24 protein-coding genes are annotated in these 25,538 nt (G+C 70.5%); 14 read left to right on the top strand and 10 right to left on the bottom strand.

The features are described from left to right. Positions 1-62: 62 nt before the first annotated feature. Positions 63-1,217 (bottom strand): mechanosensitive ion channel family protein, encoded by a 1,155-nt coding sequence (locus AB5J50_RS13800; protein ID WP_369257939.1) that lies wholly within the window; start codon positions 1,215-1,217, stop codon positions 63-65. 123 nt (positions 1,218-1,340) lie between these two features. Here AB5J50_RS13800 and AB5J50_RS13795 point away from each other — a divergent pair, with 123 nt between their 5' ends. Then, positions 1,341-1,910: a dienelactone hydrolase family protein gene (locus AB5J50_RS13795; RefSeq protein ID WP_369257937.1), complete on the top strand. Its 570-nt coding sequence runs from the start codon at positions 1,341-1,343 to the stop codon at positions 1,908-1,910. A gap of 81 nt (positions 1,911-1,991) precedes the next feature. On the opposite strand, the gene AB5J50_RS13790 is transcribed toward AB5J50_RS13795, so the two are convergent. The 4 genes from AB5J50_RS13790 to AB5J50_RS13775 all read right to left on the bottom strand — a co-directional run bounded on the left by AB5J50_RS13790 (position 1,992) and on the right by AB5J50_RS13775 (position 6,821). Beyond that, positions 1,992-3,671, bottom strand: coding sequence for an alkaline phosphatase (locus tag AB5J50_RS13790; RefSeq protein ID WP_369257935.1), 1,680 nt, complete (start codon positions 3,669-3,671; stop codon positions 1,992-1,994). 110 nt (positions 3,672-3,781) lie between these two features. Then, positions 3,782-4,591 (bottom strand): thioredoxin domain-containing protein, encoded by an 810-nt coding sequence (locus tag AB5J50_RS13785; RefSeq protein ID WP_369257933.1) that lies wholly within the window; start codon positions 4,589-4,591, stop codon positions 3,782-3,784. A 93-nt stretch (positions 4,592-4,684) separates the two neighbouring features. Further along, positions 4,685-5,371, bottom strand: coding sequence for a hypothetical protein (locus tag AB5J50_RS13780; protein WP_327428025.1), 687 nt, complete (start codon positions 5,369-5,371; stop codon positions 4,685-4,687). 121 nt (positions 5,372-5,492) lie between these two features. Continuing rightward, positions 5,493-6,821: a DUF2252 domain-containing protein gene (locus tag AB5J50_RS13775; RefSeq protein WP_369257931.1), complete on the bottom strand. Its 1,329-nt coding sequence runs from the start codon at positions 6,819-6,821 to the stop codon at positions 5,493-5,495. 236 nt (positions 6,822-7,057) lie between these two features. Between AB5J50_RS13775 and dnaE the strand changes: the two genes are divergently transcribed. Next, entirely contained in the window at positions 7,058-10,597 is a 3,540-nt protein-coding gene (gene dnaE / locus AB5J50_RS13770) for a DNA polymerase III subunit alpha (protein WP_369257929.1), read from the top strand. A gap of 154 nt (positions 10,598-10,751) precedes the next feature. Here the strand turns inward: dnaE and AB5J50_RS13765 are convergent, their stop codons facing one another. Further along, positions 10,752-10,931: a hypothetical protein gene (locus AB5J50_RS13765; RefSeq protein WP_369257927.1), complete on the bottom strand. Its 180-nt coding sequence runs from the start codon at positions 10,929-10,931 to the stop codon at positions 10,752-10,754. 224 nt (positions 10,932-11,155) lie between these two features. Here AB5J50_RS13765 and AB5J50_RS13760 point away from each other — a divergent pair, with 224 nt between their 5' ends. The 4 genes from AB5J50_RS13760 to AB5J50_RS13745 all read left to right on the top strand — a co-directional run bounded on the left by AB5J50_RS13760 (position 11,156) and on the right by AB5J50_RS13745 (position 15,257). After that, entirely contained in the window at positions 11,156-12,373 is a 1,218-nt protein-coding gene (locus AB5J50_RS13760; RefSeq protein ID WP_369257925.1) for an NYN domain-containing protein, read from the top strand. Between the two features lie 284 nt (positions 12,374-12,657). Then, the gene (locus AB5J50_RS13755; RefSeq protein WP_369265386.1) at positions 12,658-13,629 is read left to right on the top strand and encodes an ABC transporter ATP-binding protein; all 972 of its coding nucleotides are present in this window, start codon (positions 12,658-12,660) and stop codon (positions 13,627-13,629) included. Positions 13,630-13,744: 115 nt separating this feature from the next. Next, the gene (locus tag AB5J50_RS13750; protein WP_327428020.1) at positions 13,745-14,566 is read left to right on the top strand and encodes an ABC transporter permease; all 822 of its coding nucleotides are present in this window, start codon (positions 13,745-13,747) and stop codon (positions 14,564-14,566) included. A gap of 34 nt (positions 14,567-14,600) precedes the next feature. Further along, on the top strand, positions 14,601-15,257 hold the full coding sequence (locus AB5J50_RS13745) for an AAA family ATPase (RefSeq protein WP_327428019.1): 657 nt from the start codon (positions 14,601-14,603) through the stop codon (positions 15,255-15,257). Positions 15,258-15,550: 293 nt separating this feature from the next. On the opposite strand, the gene ybaK is transcribed toward AB5J50_RS13745, so the two are convergent. The 4 genes from ybaK to AB5J50_RS13725 form a co-directional block, all read right to left on the bottom strand. After that, the gene (ybaK, locus tag AB5J50_RS13740) at positions 15,551-16,054 is read right to left on the bottom strand and encodes a Cys-tRNA(Pro) deacylase (RefSeq protein WP_327428018.1); all 504 of its coding nucleotides are present in this window, start codon (positions 16,052-16,054) and stop codon (positions 15,551-15,553) included. A 38-nt stretch (positions 16,055-16,092) separates the two neighbouring features. Further along, positions 16,093-16,833, bottom strand: coding sequence for an LON peptidase substrate-binding domain-containing protein (locus tag AB5J50_RS13735; RefSeq protein ID WP_369257923.1), 741 nt, complete (start codon positions 16,831-16,833; stop codon positions 16,093-16,095). A gap of 11 nt (positions 16,834-16,844) precedes the next feature. Further along, complete coding sequence (locus AB5J50_RS13730; protein ID WP_327434971.1) at positions 16,845-17,885, bottom strand: hypothetical protein; 1,041 nt, start codon at positions 17,883-17,885, stop codon at positions 16,845-16,847. Between the two features lie 163 nt (positions 17,886-18,048). Then, the gene (locus tag AB5J50_RS13725) at positions 18,049-19,629 is read right to left on the bottom strand and encodes an oxidoreductase (protein ID WP_369257922.1); all 1,581 of its coding nucleotides are present in this window, start codon (positions 19,627-19,629) and stop codon (positions 18,049-18,051) included. Between the two features lie 208 nt (positions 19,630-19,837). On the opposite strand from AB5J50_RS13725, the gene hisD reads away from it, so the two are divergent. Genes hisD through hisF form a run of 8 tightly spaced genes read left to right on the top strand, consistent with a single transcriptional unit; the run spans position 19,838 to position 25,524 of the window. Then, a complete protein-coding gene (gene hisD / locus AB5J50_RS13720) occupies positions 19,838-21,163 on the top strand; it encodes a histidinol dehydrogenase (protein ID WP_327428015.1) in 1,326 nt (441 codons plus the stop codon). Further along, the gene (locus AB5J50_RS13715) at positions 21,160-22,266 is read left to right on the top strand and encodes a histidinol-phosphate transaminase (RefSeq protein ID WP_369257921.1); all 1,107 of its coding nucleotides are present in this window, start codon (positions 21,160-21,162) and stop codon (positions 22,264-22,266) included. The genes hisD and AB5J50_RS13715 overlap by 4 nt, the downstream gene beginning before the upstream one ends. After that, positions 22,263-22,856 carry an imidazoleglycerol-phosphate dehydratase HisB gene (hisB, locus tag AB5J50_RS13710; protein WP_280856988.1) on the top strand — a complete coding sequence of 198 codons (594 nt, stop codon included), beginning with the start codon at positions 22,263-22,265 and terminating at the stop codon, positions 22,854-22,856. The genes AB5J50_RS13715 and hisB overlap by 4 nt, the downstream gene beginning before the upstream one ends. Continuing rightward, positions 22,853-23,017 (top strand): hypothetical protein, encoded by a 165-nt coding sequence (locus tag AB5J50_RS13705; RefSeq protein ID WP_187285985.1) that lies wholly within the window; start codon positions 22,853-22,855, stop codon positions 23,015-23,017. Before hisB ends, AB5J50_RS13705 begins: the two co-directional genes overlap by 4 nt. After that, the gene (hisH, locus tag AB5J50_RS13700) at positions 23,008-23,655 is read left to right on the top strand and encodes an imidazole glycerol phosphate synthase subunit HisH (RefSeq protein WP_369257918.1); all 648 of its coding nucleotides are present in this window, start codon (positions 23,008-23,010) and stop codon (positions 23,653-23,655) included. The genes AB5J50_RS13705 and hisH overlap by 10 nt, the downstream gene beginning before the upstream one ends. Continuing rightward, the gene (priA, locus tag AB5J50_RS13695) at positions 23,652-24,377 is read left to right on the top strand and encodes a bifunctional 1-(5-phosphoribosyl)-5-((5-phosphoribosylamino)methylideneamino)imidazole-4-carboxamide isomerase/phosphoribosylanthranilate isomerase PriA (protein WP_330303893.1); all 726 of its coding nucleotides are present in this window, start codon (positions 23,652-23,654) and stop codon (positions 24,375-24,377) included. The genes hisH and priA overlap by 4 nt, the downstream gene beginning before the upstream one ends. Next, a complete protein-coding gene (locus AB5J50_RS13690; protein ID WP_369257916.1) occupies positions 24,374-24,772 on the top strand; it encodes a RidA family protein in 399 nt (132 codons plus the stop codon). The genes priA and AB5J50_RS13690 overlap by 4 nt, the downstream gene beginning before the upstream one ends. Further along, positions 24,769-25,524: an imidazole glycerol phosphate synthase subunit HisF gene (gene hisF / locus AB5J50_RS13685; RefSeq protein WP_369257914.1), complete on the top strand. Its 756-nt coding sequence runs from the start codon at positions 24,769-24,771 to the stop codon at positions 25,522-25,524. The genes AB5J50_RS13690 and hisF overlap by 4 nt, the downstream gene beginning before the upstream one ends. Positions 25,525-25,538 lie beyond the last annotated feature (14 nt).

The following is a 25,538-nucleotide window of genomic DNA, read 5'->3' as shown; positions in this document are numbered from 1 at the left end:
CGCGCACCGCCCCCTGGCGCGCAGCGTAGTGATCAGCGGCCTGGCGATCAGTGGTGGTGGTCTCAGCCGCGGCCGGGGCCCGTCCGTGGTGGTTCGTGTGCGGTGCGGCCGTGATCCGGACGCGCTGCCGCCCCGTCCGCCCCGTCGGAATCGCCGCGCTCCGCACGCGATGTACTGCCCGGCGGCAGCACCGCGTCCGCCGTGTTGACGCGGGGGAGTGCGTAGGGGTGCTCCTCGGTCAGCCAGCGGATCATCCGCTCGCGGACCGTGACCCGTACCGTCCAGATGTCGTCCGGGTCCTTCGCGGTGACCAGGGCGCGTACCTGCATGGTGTTGGGCGTCGACTCCGTGACGGCCAGGCCGAAGTTACGGCCGTCCCAGGCCGGGCACTCGCGCAGGATGTCGCGCAGCTGCTCGCGCATCGCCTCCACGGGCGCGGAGTGGTCGACGTGGAAGAAGACGATGCCTGTCATCTGGACGCTGCCGCGCGACCAGTTCTCGAAGGGTTTCGAGGTGAAGTACGAGACCGGCATGGTGATCCGGCGCTCGTCCCACGTCCGTACCGTCAGGAACGTCAGCGTGATCTCGTCGACCGTGCCCCACTCGCCGTCCACCACGACGGTGTCGCCGAGGCGGACCATGTCGCCGAAGGCGATCTGCAACCCGGCGAAGAGGTTGGCGAGCGTGGACTGCGCGGCGACACCGGCGACGATGCCGAGGATGCCGGCCGAGGCCAGCAGCGAGGCACCGGCGGCGCGCATCGCGGGGAAGGTGAGCAGCATCGACGCGACCGCCACCACGGCGACGATCGCGGACACCACGCGCTGGATCAGCGTCACCTGCGTGCGCACCCGGCGGACCCGCGCCGGGTCGCGGTGGGCGGTCGCGTAGCGGGTGTAGGACGTCTCGACGATGGCCGTCGCGATGCGTACCAACAGCCATGCGACGGACCCGATGAGGAGCAGCGTCAGGATCCGGCCGACGCCGATCCGGTGGTCCGTCAGGAGCTTCGCCCGGTCGTAGGAGCCTCTCAGCAGGGCCGCGAACAGCACGAGCTGGAAGGGGACACGGGCGCGGCGGAGCAGGCCCCACAGCGGGGTGGCCTCGTGGTGCCGGTCGTCGGCCCGTCGCAGCAGGCGGTCCACGACCCACCCGACGAGCAGCGTGAGCACGACCGAGCCACCGATGACGATCAGCGGGCGCAGTACGTTCTCCATGCCTCCGACCGTATCCGGCCAGGGGCCGTCATGAACATGTGGTCCCGGCCCGAAGATCTGCTCCCGGCCCGGCCGTGCGGTCCCGGCCCGGCGTTGTCAGCGCCGGCTGGCACCATGGAGGTCATGAACATCATGCTCTTTCACTCGACCTACGGGCTGCGGCCCGCGGTGCGCGCGGCGGCGGACCGGCTGCGCGCCGCGGGACACGAGGTGTGGACGCCTGACCTCTTCGAGGGGCGCACCTTCGAGACCGTGGAGGAGGGCATGACCTTCAACGAGGAGATCGGCAAGGACGAGCTCCTCAAGCGCGCGGTCCTGGCCGCCGCGCCCTACTCCGAGCGCGGCCTGGTGTACGCGGGATTCTCGCTCGGCGCCTCCATCGCGCAGACCCTGGCCCTGGGCGATGAGAAGGCCCGCGGGCTGCTGCTCCTGCACGGCACGTCGGACATCGCCCAGAGCGCGTCGGTGGACGATCTGCCGGTCCAGCTGCATGTCGCCGAGCCCGACGCCTTCGAGACGGACGACTGGCTGAGCTCCTGGTATCTGCAGATGCGGAGAACCGGGGCCGATGTGGAGATCTACCGGTACGCCGGCGCCGGCCACCTCTACACCGACCCCGACCTGCCCGACTACGACGGCGAGGCGGCCGAGGCCACCTGGAAGGTGGCGCTCGGCTTCCTCGACAGCCTGTAGAGCCGCCGCTGGGAGGCCAGAGCCTCCAGGCCTCCGGGACCTCCGGGAGGCGCCGCTACGGCGTCACACCGGGTCGTGGCCTCACACCGGGTCGTACGTCCGCTCCACCTTCTGCGTGCCGCTGCGCGTGCGGTACGAACGGACCCAGGACGAGGTCGCGTTCGGGTCCGTGCGGTCGGAGAGCACGTAGTAGTCCATCTGCGCGCGGTCGGCGGTGATGTCCAGGACGCCGTAGCCGTGGCGGTCGGTGTCGACCCAGTGGACGTGCCGGTTGGCCGCGCGGATGATCGGCGAGGCCACGGCGGAGACGGTGCCTTCCGGGACCTTGACGATGTCGTCGAGGTTGTCGGAGGTGACCGAGGTGATGACGAACTCCGTGGCGGCGGAGGCGGACAGCGGGTAGGTACCGGCGTCGACCGGCACGTCGTTGGCCCAGGCCATGTGGATGTCGCCGGTCAGGAAGACCGTGTTGCGGATGGCGTTGGAGCGCAGATGCGCGAGCAGTTCGCGGCGGTCGTCCGTGTAGCCGTCCCACTGGTCGGTGTTGAGGGCGATGCCCTCCTGCGGCAGTCCGAGCAGCTTGGCGAGCGGCTTGAGCAGGTCGGCGGGGAGCGAGCCCACAGAGAACGGCGAGATCATCACCGAGTTGCCGACCAGGCGCCAGCTGGTGTCGGAGGCCTTGAGCCCGGCCTTCAGCCAGTCGAGCTGGACCCGGCCGGTGATCGTGCGGTCCGGGTCGTCGACCGAGCCGCTGGCGGTGGACGCCTGCTGCGAGCGGAAGGACCGCAGGTCGAGCAGGGAGAGGTCGGCGAGCTTGCCGAAGCGCAGCCGGCGGTAGGTGGTGCCCTCGATCGCGGGACGCACCGGCATCCACTCGAAGTAGGCCTGCTTCGCGGCGGCCTGGCGGGCCGTCCAGGTGCCCTCGGCGCCCTCGGTGTGGTTGACCGCGCCGCCCGACCAGGCGTTGTCGGCGAACTCGTGGTCGTCCCAGATCGCGACGACGGGCGCCTTGTGGTGCAGGGACTGGAGGTCCGGGTCGGTCTTGTAACGGCCGTGCCGGGTGCGGTAGTCGGCGAGGGTGAGGATCTCGTTGGCAGGGGCGTGCGGCCGTACGACCGTGCCGCGCGCCGCGTACTCGCCGGACTTGTACTCGTAGATGTAGTCGCCCAGGTGCAGCCAGGCGTCCAGGTCGCCGCGCGCGGCGAGGTGGCGGTACGGGGAGAAGTAGCCGGCCTCCCAGTTGGCGCAGGAGACCACGCCGAAGCGCAGACCGGTCACGGCGGCGTCGGCGGCCGGGGCGGTGCGGGTGCGGGCGACGGGGGAGTCGGTGCCCCCGGCGGAGAAGCGGAACCAGTAGTCGGTGGCCGGTTCCAGGCCGCGGATGTCCGCCTTGACGGTGTGGTCGGAGGCGGCCGACGCGGTGGTGGAGCCCTTGGCGACGATCGTGCTGAACGCCTTGTCCTTGGCGACGGTCCAGCTGACCTCGGTGTCCGGGCCGAGCCCGGAGCCGGGTATCGCCTCGGAGGTGGGCGTCACCCGCGTCCACAGCAGGATGCCCTCGGGCAGCGGGTCACCGGAGGCGACGCCGTGCAGGAAGGCCGGTGCCTCGGTGGCGGCACGGGCGGGCAGCGCGGCCGCGAGCGGGGCGGCGAGGACGGCGGTGGCGGCCGCGGCCTTGACGACCGTACGGCGGCGCGGGGCGCGGGAGTTGACGGCGCCCGGAACGTTGTGCGGCTCGGAAGATCTGTATCGACTGGTCACGGGCGATGAGGTTACCGATCAGTACAAGCCAAGAGCGGGCGAACTGGCAAAAGTTCGCCCGCTCTTCGAGAGCTGGTCGCCCAACGCGCCCGTCAGGGGGTGCCGGTGGCTCAGGCCTTCAGCGCCGCGTCGATCGCCGTGGTGAAGTCCGCGACCGTCATCGGGGCGTTGCCGTCCGAGCCGGTCAGCGTCTTGCCGTCCATCTTGAAGGTCGGCGTTCCGGTCACACCGCTCTTGTTGAACTTCTCGGACATGGTGAGCGCCCACTTGTCGTAGGTGCCCTCCTTCACGGCCTTCTGGAACGCCGTGTTGTTCTTCAGAGCGGACACGGTGTTCGCGACCTTGATCAGGTAGGCGTCGCTCTTGAACTTGTCGTCCGTCTCCTCCGGGTGGTACTTCGTCGAGTAGAGCGCGCTCTTGTACTCGAAGAAGGCCTCGGGGCTCACGTTCAGGGCGGCGCCGAGGGCGCTGAGCGCGTTCTTGGACCCCTCGCCCGCGCCGTTGTTGTCGATGAACGTGGCGCCGATGTACTGGATCTTGTACTTGCCGGCGTCGAGGTCCGTCTTCACGGTCGCGCCGACGGTCTGCTCGAACTGGGCGCAGATCGGGCAGCGCGGGTCCTCGTACTCCACGAGGGTCTTCTTGGCGGTGCTCTTGCCGACGACGACCGTCGTGCCGTTGGTGCCGGTGGTGTTGGCCGGCTTCACGAGCTTGTCGTTCTTGGCCGCCTCCCAGTAGGTCGGCTTGTTGTTCTGCACCACGGCGTAGCCGATGCCGCCGGCTATCGCGAGGACGCCGACGGCGGAGCAGGCGACGATGACCTGCCGCTTGACCTTGTCGCGCTTGGCCTGGCGCTCGCGCTCCTCGCGCAGGCGCTCACGGGCTGCCGTCTTCGCGGCCTTGCTGTTCCGCTGGCTCATATTGGTGATCTCCATGTGGGACGCGCACATGCCGTACGCGGGATACGTAGGGGGACTGCTGGTGCTCAGATGACGTCGCTCAGGCGGACTTGCTCACGCGAAAGCGACCGAGCACGGCGGTCCACGCCGTCCCAGGGAGTGCACGAAAAGGCGCGTACGGGCGGTGGCCGCCCGGCGCGCGGTGCGCGGCAGCCGGCGGACCGGAGCGAGCCGTACGGTCACCGCGGCGACCGCGATCAGCAGCGGCCGGAAGGTGGCCGCGGCCACCGCGCGCAGCAGCTGGTCCAGGGCCCGCTCGCCGCGGCGCAGCCAGGCCGCCGCGAGGAGCCCGACGCCGACGTGCGCGCCGAGCAGCAGCCAGGCGGCGGCCGGGTCGGCGTGCGCGAGCAGGGCCGCCGCGCGGTCGGTGCTGCCGCCGGTCACGCGGGCCAGCGGGGTGCCGACAGTGCCGCCGCCGCACAGGAGGTCGAAGCCGACCGAGCGCAGCGGGCCCGCGACCGGGCCGCCCGCCCTGCCGTAACAGACGTGCTGTCCCGTGGTGAACACGGTGTCGGCGGCCAGCTCCAGCGGGATCAGCAGGGCCGCGATCCGCCCGAAGCCGCGCTCGCGGCCGGCCAGCGCGTACGCGATGACGAAGACGGCGGCGGCGATCGCGGCCACGGTGCTCAGCGGCAGCGGGACCCGGGACAGCAGGACGTGCGACGCGGTGGAGAGCGTCACGACGAAGGCCGTGAACAGCGCCGCGCGCACGGCTCTGAGCTGGGTCCCGGATATGTCCATAGCGGAGGAGAGTCTCCCACGCGCTCCCGTAAGGGACCCCTAAAGAGTTCCTGTGCGTTACGGGAGCGTTGTGGGACCGCTACCGGAGGACCGGCAGCGGCGTACGGACGTCCGAATGTCTCTACAGGCCCGGGATCCGGCCGTTGCGGAAGAGATCCACGAAGATCTGGTGATCGGCACGCGCGCGTGCGCCGTAGCTGTGCGCGAAGTCCACCAGGAGGCCCGCGAAGCCGTCCTCGTCGGCCGCGATCGCCGCGTCGATGGCCCGCTCCGTGGAGAACGGCACCAGCTCCGAGTGGCCGCTCTCGTCGTCCGCCGCCGCGTGCATCGTGGCCGTGGCCCGGCCGAGGTCCGCGACGACCGAGGCGATCTCCTCCGGGTCGTCGATGTCGCCCCAGTCCAGGTCCACCGCGTACGGCGACACCTCGGCGACCAGCTGCCCGGCGCCGTCCAGCTCGGTCCAGCCCAGCCACGGGTCGGCGTGCGCCTGGAGGGCGCGCTGGGAGATCACCGTGCGGTGGCCCTCGTGCTGGAAGTACTCGCGGATCGAGGAGTCCGTGATGTGCCGGGAGACGGCCGGGGTCTGGGCCTGCTTGATGTAGATCACGACATCGTTCTCCAGGGCGTCGCTGTTGCCCTCCAGAAGGATGTTGTACGACGGCAGACCGGCCGAGCCGATGCCGATGCCGCGGCGGCCCACGACGTCCTTCACGCGGTAGGAGTCCGGGCGGTCCAGGGAGGACTCCGGGAGCGTCTCCAGGTAGCCGTCGAACGCCGCGAGCACCTTGTAGCGGGTGGCCGCGTCCAGCTCGATGGAGCCGCCGCCGGGCGCGAAGCGGCGCTCGAAGTCACGGATCTCGGTCATCGAGTCGAGCAGCCCGAAGCGGGTCAGCGAGCGGGCGTCGCGCAGCGCGTCCAGGAGCGGGCCCTCGGCGGTGTCCAGGGTGAAGGGCGGCACCTCGTCGCTCTTGGCGCCGGTGGCGAGGGCGTGGATGCGCTCGCGGTACGCGCCCGCGTACACCGTGACCAGCTCGGTGATCTGCTCGTCGCTGAGCGCCTTCGCGTACCCGATGAGCGCCACGGAGGCCGCGAAGCGCTTGAGGTCCCAGGTGAAGGGGCCGACGTACGCCTCGTCGAAGTCGTTCACATTGAAGATCAGGCGGCCCTGGGCGTCCATGTACGTGCCGAAGTTCTCGGCGTGCAGGTCGCCGTGGATCCAGACCCGGGAGGTCCGCTCGTCGAGGTACGGTCCGCCCCGCTTTTCCTGGTCGAGGTCGTGGTAGAAGAGGCCCGCCGTGCCCCGGTAGAACGCGAAGGCGGAGGCCGCCATCTTGCGGAACTTCACGCGGAACGCGGCCGGATCGGCGGCCAGGAGCTCGCCGAAGGCGGTGTCGAAGACGGCGAGGATCTGCTCGCCGCGTTGCTCGGCGCTGAGCTGCGGAACCGACATCGCGGGGTGCCTCCTGGTGCAGGTGGTGCGGTGATTTGGCAGGACGGACACGCCGTCCCCCAGGACGGCTGGTCCGTCCACTTCCAACGGACGAAGGTACGCGGGAGTGCCCGGGTACCCGCACGAAGGTACGGCTGATCGCCCGCCGAGTGTCAGTCCCGCGTCATAGACTTCGACGCTGTCCCCCCAGACTGTCCGCAGCCTGTCGCCGATCGTTCTTCTTGGAGGCCGAAGCCGTGTCAAAGCCGCCGTTCACGCACCTGCACGTCCATACCCAGTACTCGCTGCTGGACGGTGCCGCGCGGCTCAAGGACATGTTCAATGCCTGCAATGAAATGGGCATGACCCATATCGCCATGAGCGACCACGGCAACCTCCACGGGGCGTATGACTTCTTCCACACGGCGAAGAAGGCGGGCGTCACGCCGATCATCGGCATCGAGGCGTACGTCGCTCCGGAGTCCCGGCGCAACAAGCGCAAGATCCAGTGGGGTCAGCCCCACCAGAAGCGCGACGACGTGTCCGGTTCGGGTGGTTACACGCACAAGACGATCTGGGCGGCCAACAGTACGGGCCTGCACAACCTCTTCCGGCTCTCCTCGGACGCGTACGCCGAGGGCTGGCTCCAGAAGTGGCCGCGCATGGACAAGGAGACCATCTCCCAGTGGTCCGAGGGGCTCATCGCCTCCACCGGCTGCCCCTCCGGAGAGCTCCAGACCCGGCTGCGCCTCGGCCAGTACGACGAGGCCCTGAAGGCGGCCGCCGAGTACCAGGACATCTTCGGCAAGGACCGGTACTTCCTGGAGCTGATGGACCACGGCATCGAGATCGAGCGCCGGGTCCGCGACGGCCTCCTGGAGATCGGCAAGAAGCTCGGCATCCCGCCCCTGGTGACGAACGACTCGCACTACACGTACGCGCACGAGGCGACCGCGCACGACGCCCTGCTGTGCATCCAGACCGGCAAGAACCTCTCCGACCCGGACCGCTTCCGCTTCGACGGCACCGGCTACTACCTGAAGTCCACGGACGAGATGTACGCCATCGACTCCTCGGACGCCTGGCAGGAGGGCTGCGCCAACACCCTCCTGGTCGCCGAGCAGATCGACACCGCCGGCATGTTCGAGGCGAAGAACCTCATGCCGAAGTTCGACATCCCCGAGGGGTTCACCGAGGTCACCTGGTTCAAGGAGGAGGTCCGCCTCGGCATGGAGCGCCGCTTCCCCGGCGGCATCCCCGACGACCGCCAGAAGCAGGTCGAGTACGAGATGGACGTCATCATCCAGATGGGGTTCCCGGGGTACTTCCTCGTCGTCGCCGACTTCATCATGTGGGCCAAGAAGCAGGGCATCGCGGTGGGCCCGGGCCGTGGTTCCGCGGCCGGTTCGATCGTCGCGTACGCCATGGGCATCACCGACCTCGACCCGATCCCGCACGGCCTGATCTTCGAGCGGTTCCTCAACCCCGAGCGCGTCTCCATGCCCGACGTCGACATCGACTTCGACGAGCGTCGGCGCGTCGAAGTGATCAGGTATGTGACAGAGAAGTACGGCGCCGACAAGGTCGCCATGATCGGCACGTACGGCAAGATCAAGGCGAAGAACGCCATCAAGGACTCCGCGCGCGTGCTGGGCTACCCGTACGCCATGGGCGACCGGCTCACCAAGGCGATGCCCGCCGACGTCCTGGGCAAGGGCATCGACCTCAGCGGCATCACCGACCCCTCGCACCCGCGCTACGGCGAGGCCGGCGAGATCCGGGCGATGTACGAGAACGAGCCGGACGTGAAGAAGGTCATCGACACCGCCAAGGGCGTCGAGGGCCTGGTCCGGCAGATGGGCGTGCACGCCGCCGGCGTCATCATGTCCAGCGAGCCCATCGTCGACCACGCCCCCATCTGGGTGCGGCACACGGACGGCGTGACCATCACGCAGTGGGACTACCCGCAGTGCGAGTCGCTCGGCCTGCTGAAGATGGACTTCCTGGGCCTGCGCAACCTGACCATCATGGACGACGCCGTCAAGATGGTGAAGGCCAACAAGGGCATCGACCTCGACCTGCTGGCCCTGCCGCTCGACGACCCGCAGACCTTCGAACTGCTCCAGCGCGGCGACACCCTCGGCGTCTTCCAGTTCGACGGCGGCCCCATGCGCTCGCTGCTGCGCCTGATGAAGCCCGACAACTTCGAAGACATCTCCGCCGTCTCGGCGCTCTACCGTCCCGGCCCGATGGGCATGGACTCGCACACGAACTACGCCCTGCGCAAGAACAAGCTGCAGGAGATCACGCCGATCCACAAGGAGCTCGAAGAGCCCCTCGAAGAGGTCCTGGCGGTCACCTACGGCCTGATCGTCTACCAGGAGCAGGTACAGAAGGCCGCCCAGATCATCGCCGGGTACTCGCTCGGCGAGGCCGACATCCTGCGCCGCGTGATGGGCAAGAAGAAGCCCGACGAGCTGGCGAAGAACTTCACCATCTTCCAGGCCGGCGCCAAGAAGAACGGCTACAGCGACGAGGCGATCCAGGGCCTGTGGGACGTACTGGTCCCCTTCGCCGGCTACGCCTTCAACAAGGCCCACTCGGCCGCGTACGGACTGGTCTCGTACTGGACCGCGTACCTGAAGGCGAACTTCCCGGCCGAGTACATGGCCGGCCTGCTCACCTCGGTCAAGGACGACAAGGACAAGTCCGCGATCTATCTGAACGAGTGCCGGCGCATGGGCATCAAGGTGCTGCCGCCCAACGTCAACGAGTCGGAGCAGAACTTCGCCGCCCAGGGCGACGACGTGATCCTCTTCGGCCTCTCCGCCGTCCGCAACGTCGGTACGAACGTCGTCGAGTCGATCATCAAGAGCCGCAAGGCCAAGGGGAAGTACGCCTCCTTCCCGGACTACCTCGACAAGGTCGAGGCGGTCGCCTGCAACAAGCGCACCACGGAATCGCTGATCAAGGCGGGCGCGTTCGACACGATGGGGCACACCCGCAAGGGCCTCACCGCGCAGTTCGAGCCGATGATCGACAACGTGGTGGCGGTCAAGCGCAAGGAGGCCGAGGGCCAGTTCGACCTCTTCGGAGGGATGGGCGAGGAGGAGACCAGCGAGCCCGGCTTCGGGCTCGACGTGGAGTTCACGACCGATGAGTGGGACAAGGCCTATCTGCTCGCCCAGGAGCGGGAGATGCTCGGTCTGTACGTCTCCGACCACCCGCTCTTCGGCCTGGAGCACGTCCTGTCCGACAAGGCCGACGCGGGCATCTCCCAGCTCACCGGAGGTGAGCACGCGGACGGCGCGGTGGTCACCATCGGCGGCATCATCTCGGGCCTCCAGCGCAAGATGACCAAGCAGGGCAACGCCTGGGCCATCGCCACGGTGGAGGACCTCGCGGGCTCCATCGAGTGCATGTTCTTCCCGGCGACGTACCAGCTGGTGTCGACCCAACTCGTCGAGGACGCCGTCGTGTTCGTCAAGGGCCGCCTCGACAAGCGCGAGGACGTGCCGCGGCTCGTCGCGATGGAGCTCCAGGTCCCGGACCTGTCGAACGCGGGCACCAACGCGCCCGTGATCCTCACCATCCCGGCGCTCAAGGTCACCCCGCCCATGGTCAGCCGCCTCGGTGAGATCCTCAGCCACCACAAGGGCGAGAGCGAGGTCCGCATCAGGCTCCAGGGCCCGAGCAAGACGACGGTGCTGCGGCTCGACCGGCACCGCGTGAAGCCGGATCCGGCGCTCTTCGGTGACCTGAAGGTGCTGCTGGGCCCGTCCTGCCTGGCGGGCTGAGACACGGCGGCCTGCGACGGGGCGGGCTGGTACGAGGCGGGCTGACACCCGTCAACTGAAGTACGCGAGGGGCGCATCCGCGATGGGATGCGCCCCTCGGTGTGTGCCTGGGCTTCAATAGCCCGGTCGGGCTTCAACAGCCCTGCGCGTGGCCTCAGTTGTGGCCGAAGCGCTTCTGGTGCTTACGGGCAACATCCGCCGGGCTGCCCTGCGCCTGCGACATCGGCGACTGCTGTGCCTCCGACGAAGAACGCTGCGCCTGCTCCTGTGCACGCTCGGCCTGCGAGGAGCGGTCCTGCTGGGTGCCCTGCTTGCGGTTCTTGTTCTTGGCCATGGGGATCTGCCTCCTGAGGGGGATCTAGGGGCCAGGGCCGCGACCAGATTCACATAGGCTGACAAGCGGCGCATTTCGGAGAATTACCGTGCGTAATAAGCCCTGTCGGGGAGCGTTCTCTCGATACGCCACGCCGAAGATCGAGTTCCGGCCGTTAACCTCCGCGCGGTCGGGCAGACTCGAAGGAAGCCCGAAGCAAACCTCCCGGAAAGAGGGTGGATCGAGTGGACCGCTGCATCGTCCTGGTGGACGCCGGGTATCTGCTCGGGGCTGCTGCCAGTCTTCTCGCCGGGGATTCCTCCCGCTCCCGGATCACCGTCGACCACGCCGCCCTCATCCAGGGCCTGCGCGAGCGCGCCGAGTCCGACACGGAGCGGCCCCTGCTGCGCATCTACTGGTTCGACGGCGCCCCCGACCGTGTACCGCAGCCGGAGCACCGCAGGCTGCGCGTGATGCCGCGCGTGACGGTGCGCCTGGGCGCCCTGACCCGTAGCGACGGGCGGTGGGCGCAGAAGGGCGTCGACGCCGCCATGCACGCCGAGCTGACCGAGCTGGCGCGCAACCGCGCCTGCTCCGACGTGGTCCTGGTGACCGGCGACGGGGATCTGCTGCCGGGCATGATGGCCGCCAAGGAGCACGGGGTCGCCGTACACCTGTGGGCCGTGCAGGCTGCGGACGGCGACTACAACCAGTCCGAGGACCTGGTGGCCGAGGCCGACGAGCGGCGCGTGCTCGACCGGTCCTGGATCACCAAGGCCGTACGCGCCAAGGAGCTCGGCGGGATCTGCGCGCCGCCACCCGCGCCGCGCCCCGAGATCGCCGCGATCCTCTCCGCGCCGCTGCCCGAGTCGGCGCTCACCGCGGCGGCGGAGCGGTCCGCGCCGGAGACGGAACACCACTCGGCGGCCGAGTCGCCCAACGGCACCGAGGAGCGCGTACCCACGCCCAAGGGCGTCCCCACCCCCAAGGACCTGGCCGCGCTGCGCGGACCCGGCACACAGGCCGCCCAGCACCCCGCCAGCGCGACGCTGCGCTGGTCCTCGGACAAGGGGTGGGTCGAGCGGCCCGGGGGCGCCACGGAGTCGGCGGAGGCCGCCGCGCTGCCCACCCTCGCCCAGCTCACCTCCGCCGAGCAGCGGTGGGCGGACCGGGAGGAGGACATCACCACGGTGGGTGGCGATCCGTACGAGGTCGGACAGGTGTTCGCGCGGCGGTGGATGGAGCGGCTCACCGACCAGAGCCATGTGCCGAAGCTGTCCACGATGTATCCGCGGATTCCGCATCGGGTGGACGGGGAGCTGCTGCGGTATGCGGCCCGTTTCGGGCTGCTGGCGCACAAGGACGACCAGATCGATGAGCATGATCGGTATGCGATCCGGGCGGGGTTCTGGCGGGAGATCGATGTGCGTACGGCGGCGGAGCATGCGCCTGTGGGGGAGTGACACGCTCGTTTGGCTGCGGGGCGGTGGGGGCTGGTCGCGCAGTTCCTCGCGCCCCTGACGGCACGGGGCTGCGCCCCTGTGCCCCGGTGGGATTTTGGCTGCGGGGCGGTGGGGGCTGGTCGCGCCCACGCGGCGGAGCCGCACAATGTCACAGCCTCGCGCCCCTTACGGGGCGCTCCTTGAGGCAGCCCCGGGCGCATAACGGGGCATCGGACCCCGTAGGCTCGTCCTTCGTGAGTACGCGCACGGCAGGGGCAGTCCGGGATGGGCACAGGGGCGATGTCGTGTGCTCGGTGCGCGCGCTGAGCAAGACCTATCCGGCTGTGCGGGGACGGCGTGGCACTCCGGGTACACCTGAGGTGCGGGCCGTCGACGGGGTGCGTCTGGATATTCGGCGCGGCGAGATCTTCGGGCTGCTCGGGCCGAACGGTGCCGGTAAGTCCACGCTCGTGCGGCAGCTGACCGGGCTCATGCGGCCCGACAGCGGCAGCGTCGAGATTCTCGGCCACGACATCGTGCGTCACCCTGAGCGGGCCGCGCGGATTCTCGCGTACCTCGGGCAGGAGTCCACCGCCCTGGACGAACTGACCGTGTCGCTCGCCGCGGAGACGACCGGGCGGCTGCGCGGGCTGGAGCTTCGCGAGGCGCGGGCCGAGCGGGACGCCGTACTCGACGAACTGGGCCTCGCGCCGCTCGCCTCCCGCGTACTGAAGAAGCTCTCCGGCGGGGAGCGGCGGCTCGCCTGCGTCGCCGCCGCGCTCGTGGGGGAGCGGCCGCTGCTCGTCCTCGACGAGCCGACCACCGGTATGGACCCCCTCGCCCGCCGGGCCGTCTGGGCCGCCGTCGACCGGCGCCGGGCCGAACGCGGTACGACCGTCCTGCTGGTCACCCACAACGTCATCGAGGCCGAGACCGTCCTCGACCGGGTCGCCGTCCTCGACAAGGGCCGCGTCATCGCCTGCGACACCCCGGCCGGGCTGAAGGAGCGGGTCGCGGGCGAGGTACGGGTCGAGCTCGTCTGGCGCGAGAGTGCTCCGCTCGACGTCCCCGAGGTGGCCGCGTTGCGCGCCCGCGCCGTCGAGTCGGGCCGCCGCTGGATCCTGCGGCTCGCCCCCGAGGAGGCCCGCGCGGCCGTCGCCACGGTCACCGGAGGCGCCGCCTTCGCCGCCCTCGACGACTTCACCCTGGCCACGCCGAGCCTGGAGGACGTGTACCTCGCGCTCGGGGGCAATACCCAGGGGCTGGTGAAGGCGTGAGCACGAGGCGCCCGGGAACCGTACGGGAGGCGGGAGCCGCAGATGTACGGAACCCGTGGGAGGCTGCGGACGTTGGGAACAGGACGGCTGCCGGAGTGAAGGGGAGCAGCTCGACGTGAGTGTCGTACCCGCTGGAGTTCTGCCGGGCAGTGCGCTGCCCGTGGCGGAGAACGCCGGCGATGCCGCGGAGCTGGGGCCGCGTGCGCGGCTGTGGCCGTCGCTGGCCGCCGTGTACCGGGCGCAGCTCTCCCGGGCGCGCGTCGCGCGGATCCCGCTGCTGTTCGTGGCCACCTTCCAGTCCGTCGGCATCATGATCATGATGCGGGGTGTGACGGACGGCGGCGGCGAGGCACGGGCCGTGGTGGCCGGGTCGACGGTCCTCGTCGTCGCCTTCGTCGCCCTCAACCTCCTCGCCCAGTACTTCGGGCAGCTGCGGGCCAGCGGAGGGCTCGACCACTACGCGACGCTGCCGGTGCCGCCGGCCGCCGTGGTGCTCGGCGCGGCGGGCGCGTACGCGTCCTTCACCGTGCCCGGGGCCGTCGTCACCGCCGGCTTCGGGTGTGTGCTCTTCGGGCTGCCGCTGGCGCACCTGTGGGTGCTCGCCGCGGTCATCCCGCTCGCGGGCGCCGCCCTCGCCGGGCTGGGGGCCGCCTTCGGACTGCTCGCGCCCCGGCCCGAACTCGCCACGCTGCTCGGGCAGCTGGGCATGTCGGCGGCGCTGCTGCTGGGGGTGCTGCCGGGGGACCGGATGCCGACCGTCGTGCAGTACGCCCGTGATCTGCTGCCGTCGACCTACGGCGTCGAGGCCTTCGCGCGCACGTTCGGGGCGCATCCCGACTGGGCCGCCGTCCTCGGTGACCTGGCCGTCTGTGCCGGTGTCGGGGTGGCCTCGCTGGCCCTGGCGACCTGGGCGTACCGCCGGGCAGCCGTCCGGTGACGCGGCGGACAGCCGGGCCTGGCACGATGTCAGGGTGACCGCTCCGTTGACTCCGCCTCCGCCGCCGCATGAACCGTCTCCGCACAGTGCCTGGCAGGCTTCGCCCGTTCCTGGGGACGCGGCTCCCGCCGCGTACCGGGCCGCGTATGAAGTCTCGTATGGACAGGACGGTCCCGGGATGAAGACCGAAGTGCGGGAGGCCGCCGTGATGACGGTGGCTGTGGCGCTCGCCGGGGTGCTGCTCGGGGTGCTGTGGTCGTGGCTGGCGCCGCATGTGCCGCTGATCGCGGACGCCAGCGCGGTGTATCTGAAGGACACCGAGGGCGAGCAGGCCATCGGGGTTGATGGAACGTTCACTCTGCTTGCGCTGGGGTTCGGTGCGGTCAGTGCGCTGTGCCTGTTTCTGGTGCGGCGGCGTGGGGGTGTGCCGCTGGTTGTGGCGCTGGCCGTTGGGGGGCTGCTCGGGTCGCTGCTGGCGTGGCGGGTCGGGGTCTGGCTCGGGCCCACGCAGGACGTGGTCGCTCATGCCAAGGCTGTGGGCAAGGGGGTTACCTTCTCCGCGCCGTTGAAGCTTGGGGCGAAGGGGGCCTTGCTGGCGTGGTCGCTGGCGGGGCTGGTGGTGCATCTCGGGCTCACCGCGTTGTTCGGGCCGCGGGATCCTGACCCGTACGCGGCGCCTCCGGCCGGTTAGGCAGGGGGTTTCGCCCCCGCCGCCCCTACCCGTCCCATCCCTGGGGGCTGCGCCCCCAGGCCCCCGCTTAAAAGATTGCGCCGTTCCCCGCGCCCCTTATGAGAGTTCGTCTGCGGGGCGGTGGGGGTTGCTCGCGCAGTTCCCCGCGCCCCCTTAGGGGGCGCGGGGAAACGTTGGTCATGCCGGGCGACGGCCGTGGTTTGCGCGGTGTTTCTTGATGCGCCACTTGCGTTTGCGGGTTTTCTTCGACATGTCTCTCGTGCTTAGCCGAGGACGGGAGGTACGTCGAGGGGTCACGCACGGGCGACGTGGGCGGAGACCGCTTCCGTGAGGGCCGTCAGGTCGGCGGGGGTGAGTTCGACCTCCAGGCCGCGACGGCCCGCCGAGACGCAGATCGTGGCGTGGGCGGAGGCCGAGGCGTCCAGCACCGTGGGGAGTTTCTTGCGCTGGCCCAGAGGGGAGATGCCGCCGCGGACGTAGCCGGTGGTGCGTTCGGCGGCTGCCGGGTCGGCCATGGCGGCGCGCTTGCCGCCCACCGCCGTGGCCAGGGCCTTCAGGTCGAGGGAGCCGGCCACCGGGACCACGGCGACGACGAGGGAGCCGTCCACGTCCGCGACCAGCGTCTTGAAGACCCGGTCCGGCGAGACGCCCATCGCCTCGGCGGCCTCCTCGCCGTAGGAGGGGTGCGAGGGGTCGTGCTCGTACGCGTGCACCGTGTACGAGACGCCCGCCGCCGTCAGGGCCACCGTCGCAGGGGTGCCCCCGGACTGCTGCTGCTTCTTCGACTTCTTCGCCAAGGTGCGGACGCCTTACTTCAGTTGAGTCGCCTCAGTTGTCAGTTGAGACTTGTCGGGCCGCGCGTCAGGTCCGACGCCGGCAACGACGGCAGATTACGGATGATCGCGGTCTCCGCGCGCAGCAGTTTCAGCTCCGCACGCAGGCGCGACGCGGTGTCGGGGGTCTGCAGCAGCTGCTGCTTCGCCGGGATGTCCAGCATCACGGCGGCCGCCACGAGGTAGGAGACCACCGCCGGTTCGTCCGGGAGGTCGGCGCCCGTGGACAGGGAGCGTTCGCGCGCGCCCGCCAGGCGCTTCTGGTACTGGCGGAAGGCCCGCAGGACGCCCTCGGCGAGCGCACCCGCCTCCTCGCCGGGCTCCTCGGGCAGTTCCTCCAGTTCGGCCGTGAGGAACGGGCCGGACGCGTCCACCGACAGCAGCCGCACCCGCGTCGTCCCCGTCGCCAGCACCTCGAAGCTGCCGTCGGCGCGCTCCCGGATGGTCGCCGCGTCCGCGATGCAGCCCACCTCGTGGAAGGCCTTGGCGGGGTCGTCGCCGAAACCGGCGGCGGCCCCGCGCTCGGGCACGGCGGTCTGGTCCGGCATGCCGGGTGCGGTGGGCGCGACCTCGTGGCCGTCGCGGATGGCGACGACGGCGAACCGGCGCGGTTCCTCCTCAGGGGTCTTGAGCAAATCGCGCATCATGGCGCGATAGCGCTCCTCGAAGATGTTCAGAGGAAGCACGAGTCCCGGGAAAAGCACCGAGTTCAGGGGGAAGAGCGGAAGCCGGACGGTGGTCACGACGCGAAAGCCTAATGGTCGCCGGAGCGGGCGCGTCCGTCGTGCCCACTCCCTGGATGCGGGTCAGGCTCCGGCCGGCCCAGCGGAAGGCCCGCGGCGACCTCCAGACGGACGCCGTCGCGCAGCTCCAGGAACTGGCCGAGCGGGTCGTCCGACACCTGGTCCCAGGGGAACGACGTCGCGTACGGGCCGATCAGCCGGAGCTGGTCGAGGGCGTCCTGCCAGCGCTCCAGCCTGATCAGGACGTAGGTGAGGAGGTTGCGGACCTCCGCGGGCCACGCGTCGGCGGCGGCGTAGGTCCCGGAGACCGCGATCGCGAGGTCGGCCGCCGCGTCGAGGCGCTCGCGCGGCACCACGGCCCCGCCGCCCTCGGTCAGATAGGCGAAGGCCGCGCGCACCGGCAGCGCCTGCACCAGGGAGCCCGGCAGCGCGTCCTGCGCCGCCCGCTCGGCGAAGTCGAAGCACTCGCGGTGCGAGCCGTACCAGGCGGCCGACAGGTACTGCAGGGCGGCCACATGGCAGCCGTAGTGGTGCGGGGAGCGTCGTACGGCCTCGCCCCACAGCTTCTCGTACTCGGTGTGTCCGACATGCGTGCCGCGGGCGTGGTCGAGCGCGATCCGCCAGGGCACCGGATCGCGGGGATCTCCGTCGGCGGCGGCGCTGATCAGCGGACCGACCTCGCGCAACAGCTCGACGCGGGCGGGCGACTCCCAGCCGCGGCGGACCGCCAGCTCGGCCTTGACCAGCAGCGCGTCCGGGTCGTACGGGCAGGCGCTCTGCCACTCCCGGAGCCACTCGTCGCGGGAGCGCGCGAAGGTCGCGAGGCGCATCGCGTACCGGTCGCGGTTCTCCCACTCGGCGGCCTCGCGCGTGGTGGCGAGCAGCTTGGCGGCGGGGCCGTACTCGCCGCGGCCCGCCGCGACCAGCGCGGGACCGAGGCGCTCGTCCGGGGCGTCGAGCAGTACCTCGTCGTCGGCGGGCAGTCCGGCGGCGAGGCGCGAAGTGTTCCGTGCCATCCGTGCCGTACGGATGAACGCGCGCAGCAGAGCCATGGTGACGACCATTGAAAGCCGCAGGTCGGAGCAGTACCAGGGGTGCGCGGTGACACTTTCGTAACCGTCGTTTGGTTGTATGGCCGACGGTCAAGGGCGGGTAAAAGGTGACTGTTGTTCTACTGTTCGACGTCTGTGCGTACGGGTCCGCGTACCCCCTGGGTCAGCCTCGCCGCAGCAGCCGTGTCGCCCCCGCCGCCACCGTCGTCGCCAGGATCCAGCCGAGCAGGATCACCACCGCGGCCAGCCACTGCCAGCCGCCGCGCAGCTGCCAGAAGCCGACCTGGCCGAGGTCGATGACCGGCAGCAGCAGGTCCAGGGCGAACAGCGAGGCGTTCCACGGGGGATGCCCGTCGCCGTTGATCGGCGGATGGCTGGCATGGGAGAACGCGACCGAGGTCGCCGCCCACAGCACCGCCATCCACAGGGCGGCCCGCCCCGGCCGGTACCCGTAGGCGACCGTCCAGTCCTGCGCGTACCCCCAGAGCTTGGCGGCCGGCGGCAGGGTCTCGCGGCGGCGGCGCTGCTTGGCGAGCAGCACCTCGCGGGCGTCCTCGTCCTCGCCGGAGTTGCGCAGCACCGCGGCGAGGCGCTCGTACGGCTCCGGGTTGTACTCGGCGGTCGCCGCCGCCACCCACTCAAGGCGCCGGGTCAGCGGGAACGCGCCCTGCGGCACGAGGTTCTCGTACCCGAAGCCGCCCATGTGGAGGCTGCCGGGCCCCGGCCAGCTGGAGGCACTGTCCACCAGGTTGACGACCCGGGCGCCGGACAGGACCACCTTGCCGCGCTCCGGTCTCTCCCCGAGGAAGCGCAGCTCGGGCGTCTGGATCCGGCGCAGCGACAGTTCCTGGTCGTCGTCGAAGGTGAAGCGGGCCCGCTCGAAGTCGACCGCGTCCCCGAACCGCCCGTCGTCGAGCCGGATCCCGCCCTGGCACTCGAACCGCTGCACCAGCGTGCCGCGCGCCGGGGTCGCCCCGCTGGTCAGCAGCGGATTGCCGACACCCGCGGGGGTCATGTAGAGCGTGCGGTTGACGGTCAGCTGGGGGGCGTTCAGGGCCAGACGCGTGTACGGGTTGCTCAGCTTGCTGCCGCGCAGGCTGAGCGAGACGCCGACGGTGGCGCCGCGCAGACTCAGCTCGCCGTGCGACTCCAGCATCTCGGCCTGGAGGTCCTGCCCCACGGTCATGCCGTCGCCGGTGATCGAGCGGCCACGCCGGTCCCGGTAGACCACGGCCTGGTTGAGCAGCAGATCCGTGCCGATGTGCGCGTCGGTGAGGCGTACGCCGTTGTGGAACCGGCAGCGCGGCAGATGCAGATCGCCCTCGGTGTGCACCCGGACCGCCTCCAGACGCGGCACCGAGCAGTCCACGAACCGCGCGGTCGTGAACCGGGCCTCCGGCAGCAGGATCTCCTTCTCGAACCGGCACCCCTTCATCTCCACGTACGGCACCACGGTGCCGCCCGCGAGATCGAGCACGTCGGTGATCTGTACGCCGGTCAGCTTCAGCGAGGCGACCCGGCCCTGGAGGGCGGGCGGGCCGTCCAGCAGCAGCCAGGCCACGATCCGGGCCCGGACGCTGCGCTCGGGGCCCCAGGGATGACCCCCGTGCGGATCGTCGACGCTCATGTCCCCGCTGCGCAGGTCGTACACGCTCCCGTTGCGGAAGGCCTGCCACATCCCGGCCTCGGCAGCGGTCAGTTCGTCCGGCAGGTCCCCACCGCGGATGCCGGCACCCTCGGTCACGGCTCTTCCCTTTCTCCCCAGCTACTCGCGGGTTTCGTACAACCGTCCAATGCCCGCTCTGTGACGGCCCGAACGCTAGTGGTGAAGGGGATCTTCCGCGGAACCAAAGGTGGCCGGTATCAGCCACCAAGCGCGATGGACCCCGGCGTTGTATCAGCCATTGATACAGCCGTCCGGCGCCTTATCGCGGTCTGAGAGAATTGCTTACGTGATCTCCCGAATCGATCTGCGCGGCGACGCCCTCCCCGAGGGTTCCGCCCTGCGCGACCTGCTGCCCCGAGCCGACTTCGACGTTCAGACCGCCCTGGAGAAGGTGCGTCCGATCTGCGAGGCCGTGCATCATCGGGGAGACGCGGCGCTGATCGACTTCGCGGAGAAGTTCGACGGCGTACGGCTGGAGTCCGTACGCGTCCCGGCCCAGGCGCTCGCCGACGCCCTGGAGCAGCTCGATCCGGCCGTGCGCGCGGCGCTGGAGGAGTCCATCCGCCGCGCCCGCCTGGTCCACCGTGAGCAGCGCCGTACGACGCACACCACCCAGGTCGTGCCGGGCGGCTCGGTCACCGAGAAGTGGGTGCCCGTCGACCGTGTCGGTCTGTACGCGCCCGGCGGACGGTCCGTGTACCCCTCGTCCGTGATCATGAACGTGGTCCCGGCGCAGGAGGCCGGCGTCGGCTCCATCGCGCTCGCCTCCCCGGCCCAGTCCGAGTTCGGCGGGCTGCCGCACCCGACGATCCTCGCCGCCTGCGCGCTGCTCGGCGTCGACGAGGTGTACGCGGCCGGCGGTGCGACCGCCGTCGCGATGTTCGCGTACGGCACCGAGTCCTGCCCGCCCGCCAACATGGTCACCGGGCCCGGCAACATCTGGGTCGCGGCGGCCAAGCGGTACTTCGCGGGCAAGATCGGCATCGACGCCGAGGCCGGCCCCACCGAGATCGCGATCCTCGCGGACGACACCGCCGACCCGGTGCACGTCGCCTCCGACCTGATCAGCCAGGCCGAGCACGACCCGCTCGCCGCCGCCGTCCTCGTCACGGACTCCGTGGCGCTGGCCGACGCGGTCGAGAAGGAGCTGGAGCCGCAGGTCGCGGCCACCAAGCACATCGAGGACCGGATCGTCCCGGCACTGAGCGGCAGGCAGTCCGCGATCGTGCTCGTGGACGGCGTGGACGAGGGCCTGCGGGTCGTGGACGCGTACGGGGCCGAGCACCTGGAGATCCAGACGGCGGACGCCGCCGCGGTGGCCGACCGGGTGCGCAACGCGGGCGCGATCTTTGTCGGGCCCTGGGCGCCGGTCTCCCTCGGCGACTACTGCGCGGGCTCCAACCACGTCCTGCCCACCGGCGGCTGCGCCTGCCACTCCTCGGGCCTGTCCGTCCAGTCCTTCCTGCGCGGCATCCACATCGTCGACTACACGAAGGACGCGCTGGCCGACGTGGCGCATCACGTGGTGACGCTGGCGGAGGCGGAGGACCTGCCCGCGCACGGCGCGGCGGTCAAGGCGAGGTTCGGATGGAAGGTTCCCCAGAGCAAGTGACCGGCATCGACGATCTCCCCGTACGGGACGAGCTGCGCGGCAAGTCCCCCTATGGCGCGCCCCAACTCGACGTGCCCGTACGGCTGAACACCAACGAGAACCCGTACCCGCTGCCCGAACCGCTCGTCGAGCGGATCGCCGAGCGGGTGCGCGAGGCCGCCCGCGACCTCAACCGCTACCCCGACCGGGACGCGGTGGAGCTGCGCACCGAGCTGGCCAAGTACCTGACGAAGACCGGCAACCACCGGGTCGGCCTGGAGAACGTCTGGGCGGCCAACGGCTCCAACGAGGTCATCCAGCAGCTGCTGCAGACCTTCGGCGGACCGGGCCGTACCGCCATCGGCTTCGAGCCCTCGTACTCGATGCACGCTCTCATCGCGCGCGGCACCGGCACGGCCTGGATCTCCGGCCCGCGCAACGAGGACTTCACGATCGACCCGGCCGCCGCCGAGCAGGCGATCGCCGAGCACCGGCCGGACGTCGTCTTCATCACCACCCCCAACAACCCCACGGGCAACGCGGTCCCGCCCGAGACGGTCCTCGCGCTGTACGAGGCCGCGCAGGCCGCCAAGCCCTCGATGGTCGTGGTCGACGAGGCGTACATCGAGTTCAGCCACGGCGACTCGCTGCTGCCGTTGATCGAAGGTCGGCCGAATCTCGTCGTCTCGCGGACGATGTCGAAGGCGTTCGGAGCCGCGGGCCTCCGGCTCGGCTACCTCGCCGCGCACCCGGCCGTCGTGGACGCCGTCCAGCTCGTACGGCTGCCGTACCACCTGTCGGCCATCACCCAGGCGACCGCGCTGGCCGCCCTGGAGCACACCGACACCCTGCTCGGCTACGTCGAGCAGCTGAAGGCCGAGCGGGACCGGCTGGTCGCCGAACTGCGTGCGATCGGGTACGAGGTGACCGAATCGGACGCCAACTTCGTGCAGTTCGGGCGGTTCGCCGACGCGCACGAGGCCTGGCAGAAGATCCTCGACCGGGGCGTCCTGGTCCGGGACAACGGCGTACCGGGGTGGCTGCGGGTCTCCGCCGGAACCCCCGCCGAAAACGACGCGTTCCTCGACGCGGTCCGTGAACTGAAGAAGGAGCAGAGGGCATGAGCCGCGTAGGACGCGTGGAACGCGTGACCAAGGAGACGTCGGTCCTCGTCGAGATCGATCTCGACGGGTCCGGCAAGGTCGAGGTGTCGACGGGCGTCGGCTTCTACGACCACATGCTCGACCAGCTCGGCCGGCACGGTCTGTTCGACCTGACTGTGAAGACCGAGGGCGACCTGCACATCGACTCGCACCACACCATCGAGGACACCGCCCTCGCGCTCGGCGCCGCCTTCAAGCAGGCGCTCGGCGACAAGGTGGGGATTTATCGATTCGGCAACTGCACGGTCCCGCTGGACGAGTCGCTCGCCCAGGTCACCGTCGACCTGTCGGGCCGCCCGTACCTCGTGCACACCGAGCCCGAGACCATGGCGCCGATGATCGGCGAGTACGACACGACGATGACCCGGCACATCCTGGAGTCCTTCGTCGCCCAGGCCCAGATCGCGCTGCACGTGCACGTGCCCTACGGGCGCAACGCGCACCACATCGTGGAGTGCCAGTTCAAGGCGCTGGCCCGCGCGCTGCGCTACGCCTCCGAGCGCGACCCGCGCGCCGCCGGAATCCTCCCCTCCACGAAGGGCGCGCTGTGACCGGCCTGTCGAGCATCCTGATCGTCGTCGGACTCTTCCTCCTCGGCGGCATCTACTCCTTCGTCAAGCAGGAGATGCCCAAGAGCCTCATCGTGCTGCTCTCCATCGGCGCCGCGATGTGTCTTGTCGCCGGCGTCATGAGACTGGAGGTGTGGAATTGAGCGCCCCTAAGAAAGTCGTCGTTTTCGACTACGGCTTCGGAAACGTGCGCTCCGCCGAGCGTGCCCTCGCGCGCACCGGCGCCGAGGTCGAGATAACGCGCGACTTCGACACGGCCATGAACGCGGACGGTCTGCTGGTGCCGGGCGTCGGCGCCTTCGCCGCCTGCATGCAGGGCCTTAAGGACGCCCGTGGCGACTGGATCATCGGCCGCCGCCTGTCCGGTGGCCGCCCGGTGATGGGCATCTGCGTCGGCATGCAGATTCTCTTCGCGCGTGGCATCGAGCACGGCGTGGAGACCGAGGGCCTCGACGAGTGGCCCGGCACGGTCGAACCGCTGCAGGCCGAGATCGTGCCCCACATGGGCTGGAACACGGTCGAGGCCCCGGCAGGCTCGCGGCTCTTCGAGGGGCTCGACGCTGGCGACCGCTTCTACTTCGTGCACTCGTACGCCGTCCACGACTGGTCCCTCGAAGTCGGGAACCCGGCGCTGCGCGCACCCCTGGTGACCTGGTCGACGCACGGCAAGCCCTTCGTGGCGGCCGTCGAGAACGGCCCCCTGTGGGCCACGCAGTTCCACCCCGAGAAGTCCGGCGACGCCGGAGCCCAGCTCCTCACCAACTGGATCGGAACCCTGTGAGCAAGCTCGAACTCCTTCCCGCCGTCGACGTCCGCGACGGCCAGGCCGTCCGCCTCGTGCACGGCGAGTCCGGGACGGAAACTTCTTACGGCTCCCCCCTTGAGGCCGCCCTCGCCTGGCAGAGCTCGGGCGCCGAGTGGCTGCACCTCGTCGACCTGGACGCCGCGTTCGGCACCGGCGACAACCGCGCGCTGATCGCCGAGGTCGCGAAGGCGATGGACATCAAGGTCGAGCTGTCCGGCGGCATCCGCGACGACGACACGCTCGCCGCGGCCCTCGCCACCGGCTGCACCCGCGTCAACCTCGGCACCGCCGCCCTGGAGACCCCCGAGTGGGTCGCCAAGGTCATCGCCGAGCACGGCGACAAGATCGCGGTCGGCCTCGACGTACGCGGCACGACGCTGCGCGGCCGCGGCTGGACCCGCGACGGCGGCGACCTCTACGAGACGCTGGAGCGCCTCAACTCCGAGGGCTGCGCGCGCTACGTCGTCACCGACATCGCCAAGGACGGCACGCTCCAGGGTCCGAACCTGGAGCTGCTGAAGAACGTCTGCGCGGCGACGGACCGCCCGGTCGTGGCCTCCGGCGGCGTGTCCTCCCTGGACGACCTGCGCGCCATCGCCGAGCTGGTCCCGCTGGGCGTCGAGGGCTCCATCGTCGGAAAGGCCCTGTACGCCAAGGCGTTCACGCTGGAAGAGGCCCTGGAGGCGGTAGCCAAGTGAGCGACGTACGACGCGTCTCGACCGGCGCGCCCTGGGAGGAGGCCTTCGGCTACTCCCGAGCGGTGGAGCTGCCGAACGGCCTGGTGCTGGTCGCGGGCTGCACCTCGGTGATCAACGGGGTGATCGCCCCCGGCGACCCGTACGAGCAGACGGTCAACTCCTTCAACGTCGCGTTCGCGGCCCTTGAGCAGCTCGGCCTCGGCCGCGACGACGTCGTCCGCACGCGCCTGTACCTCACGCATGCCCGGGACGTGGACGACGTCGGCCGCGCCCACAAGGAGCTGTTCGACGCCGTCCGCCCCGCCGCATCCATGATCATCGTCTCCGGCTTCGTGGACCCGCGGCTGGTCGTCGAGGTCGAGGTGGAGGCGTACCGAGGGGAAGCGCGGTCATGACCCTGGCGGTTCGAGTCATCCCCTGCCTGGACGTGGACAACGGCCGGGTCGTCAAGGGCGTCAACTTCCAGAACCTGCGCGACGCGGGCGACCCCGTCGAGATGGCCAAGGTGTACGACGCCGAGGGCGCCGACGAGCTGACGTTCCTGGACATCACGGCGTCCTCCGGCAACCGCGAGACCACGTACGACGTGGTGCGCCGCACGGCCGAGCAGGTCTTCATCCCGCTGACCGTGGGCGGCGGCGTACGCACCGCCGAGGACGTGGACAAGCTGCTGCGGGCGGGCGCGGACAAGGTCGGCGTCAACACGGCGGCCATCGCCCGGCCCGACCTCATCCGCGAGATCGCCGAGCGGTTCGGGCGGCAGGTGCTGGTCCTGTCGGTGGACGCGCGCAGGACGGAGAGCGGCTCCTTCGAGGTGACGACCCACGGAGGCCGCAAGGGCACCGGCATCGACGCCGTCGAGTGGGCGCACCGGGCCGCCGAGCTGGGCGCGGGCGAGATCCTGCTCAACTCGATGGACGCGGACGGCACGAAGGACGGCTACGACATCGAGATGATCGAGGCCGTACGCAAGCACGTGACCGTGCCGCTGATCGCGAGCGGCGGCGCGGGGCGGCTCGCCGACTTCCCGCCGGCCATCGCCGCGGGGGCCGATGCGGTGCTGGCCGCGTCCGTCTTCCACTTCGGGGATCTGCGGATCGGTCAGGTGAAGGAGACGCTGCGCGAGGCGGGGCATCCCGTTCGCTGACGTCGGCAAGGCCA

Source organism: Streptomyces sp. R35 (assembly GCF_041053035.1).
GTDB classification, from domain to species: Bacteria; Actinomycetota; Actinomycetes; order Streptomycetales; family Streptomycetaceae; genus Streptomyces; species Streptomyces lutosisoli.
Note: the sequence above shows the minus strand (reverse complement) of the source record. Positions and strands in the feature narration are given on the sequence as shown.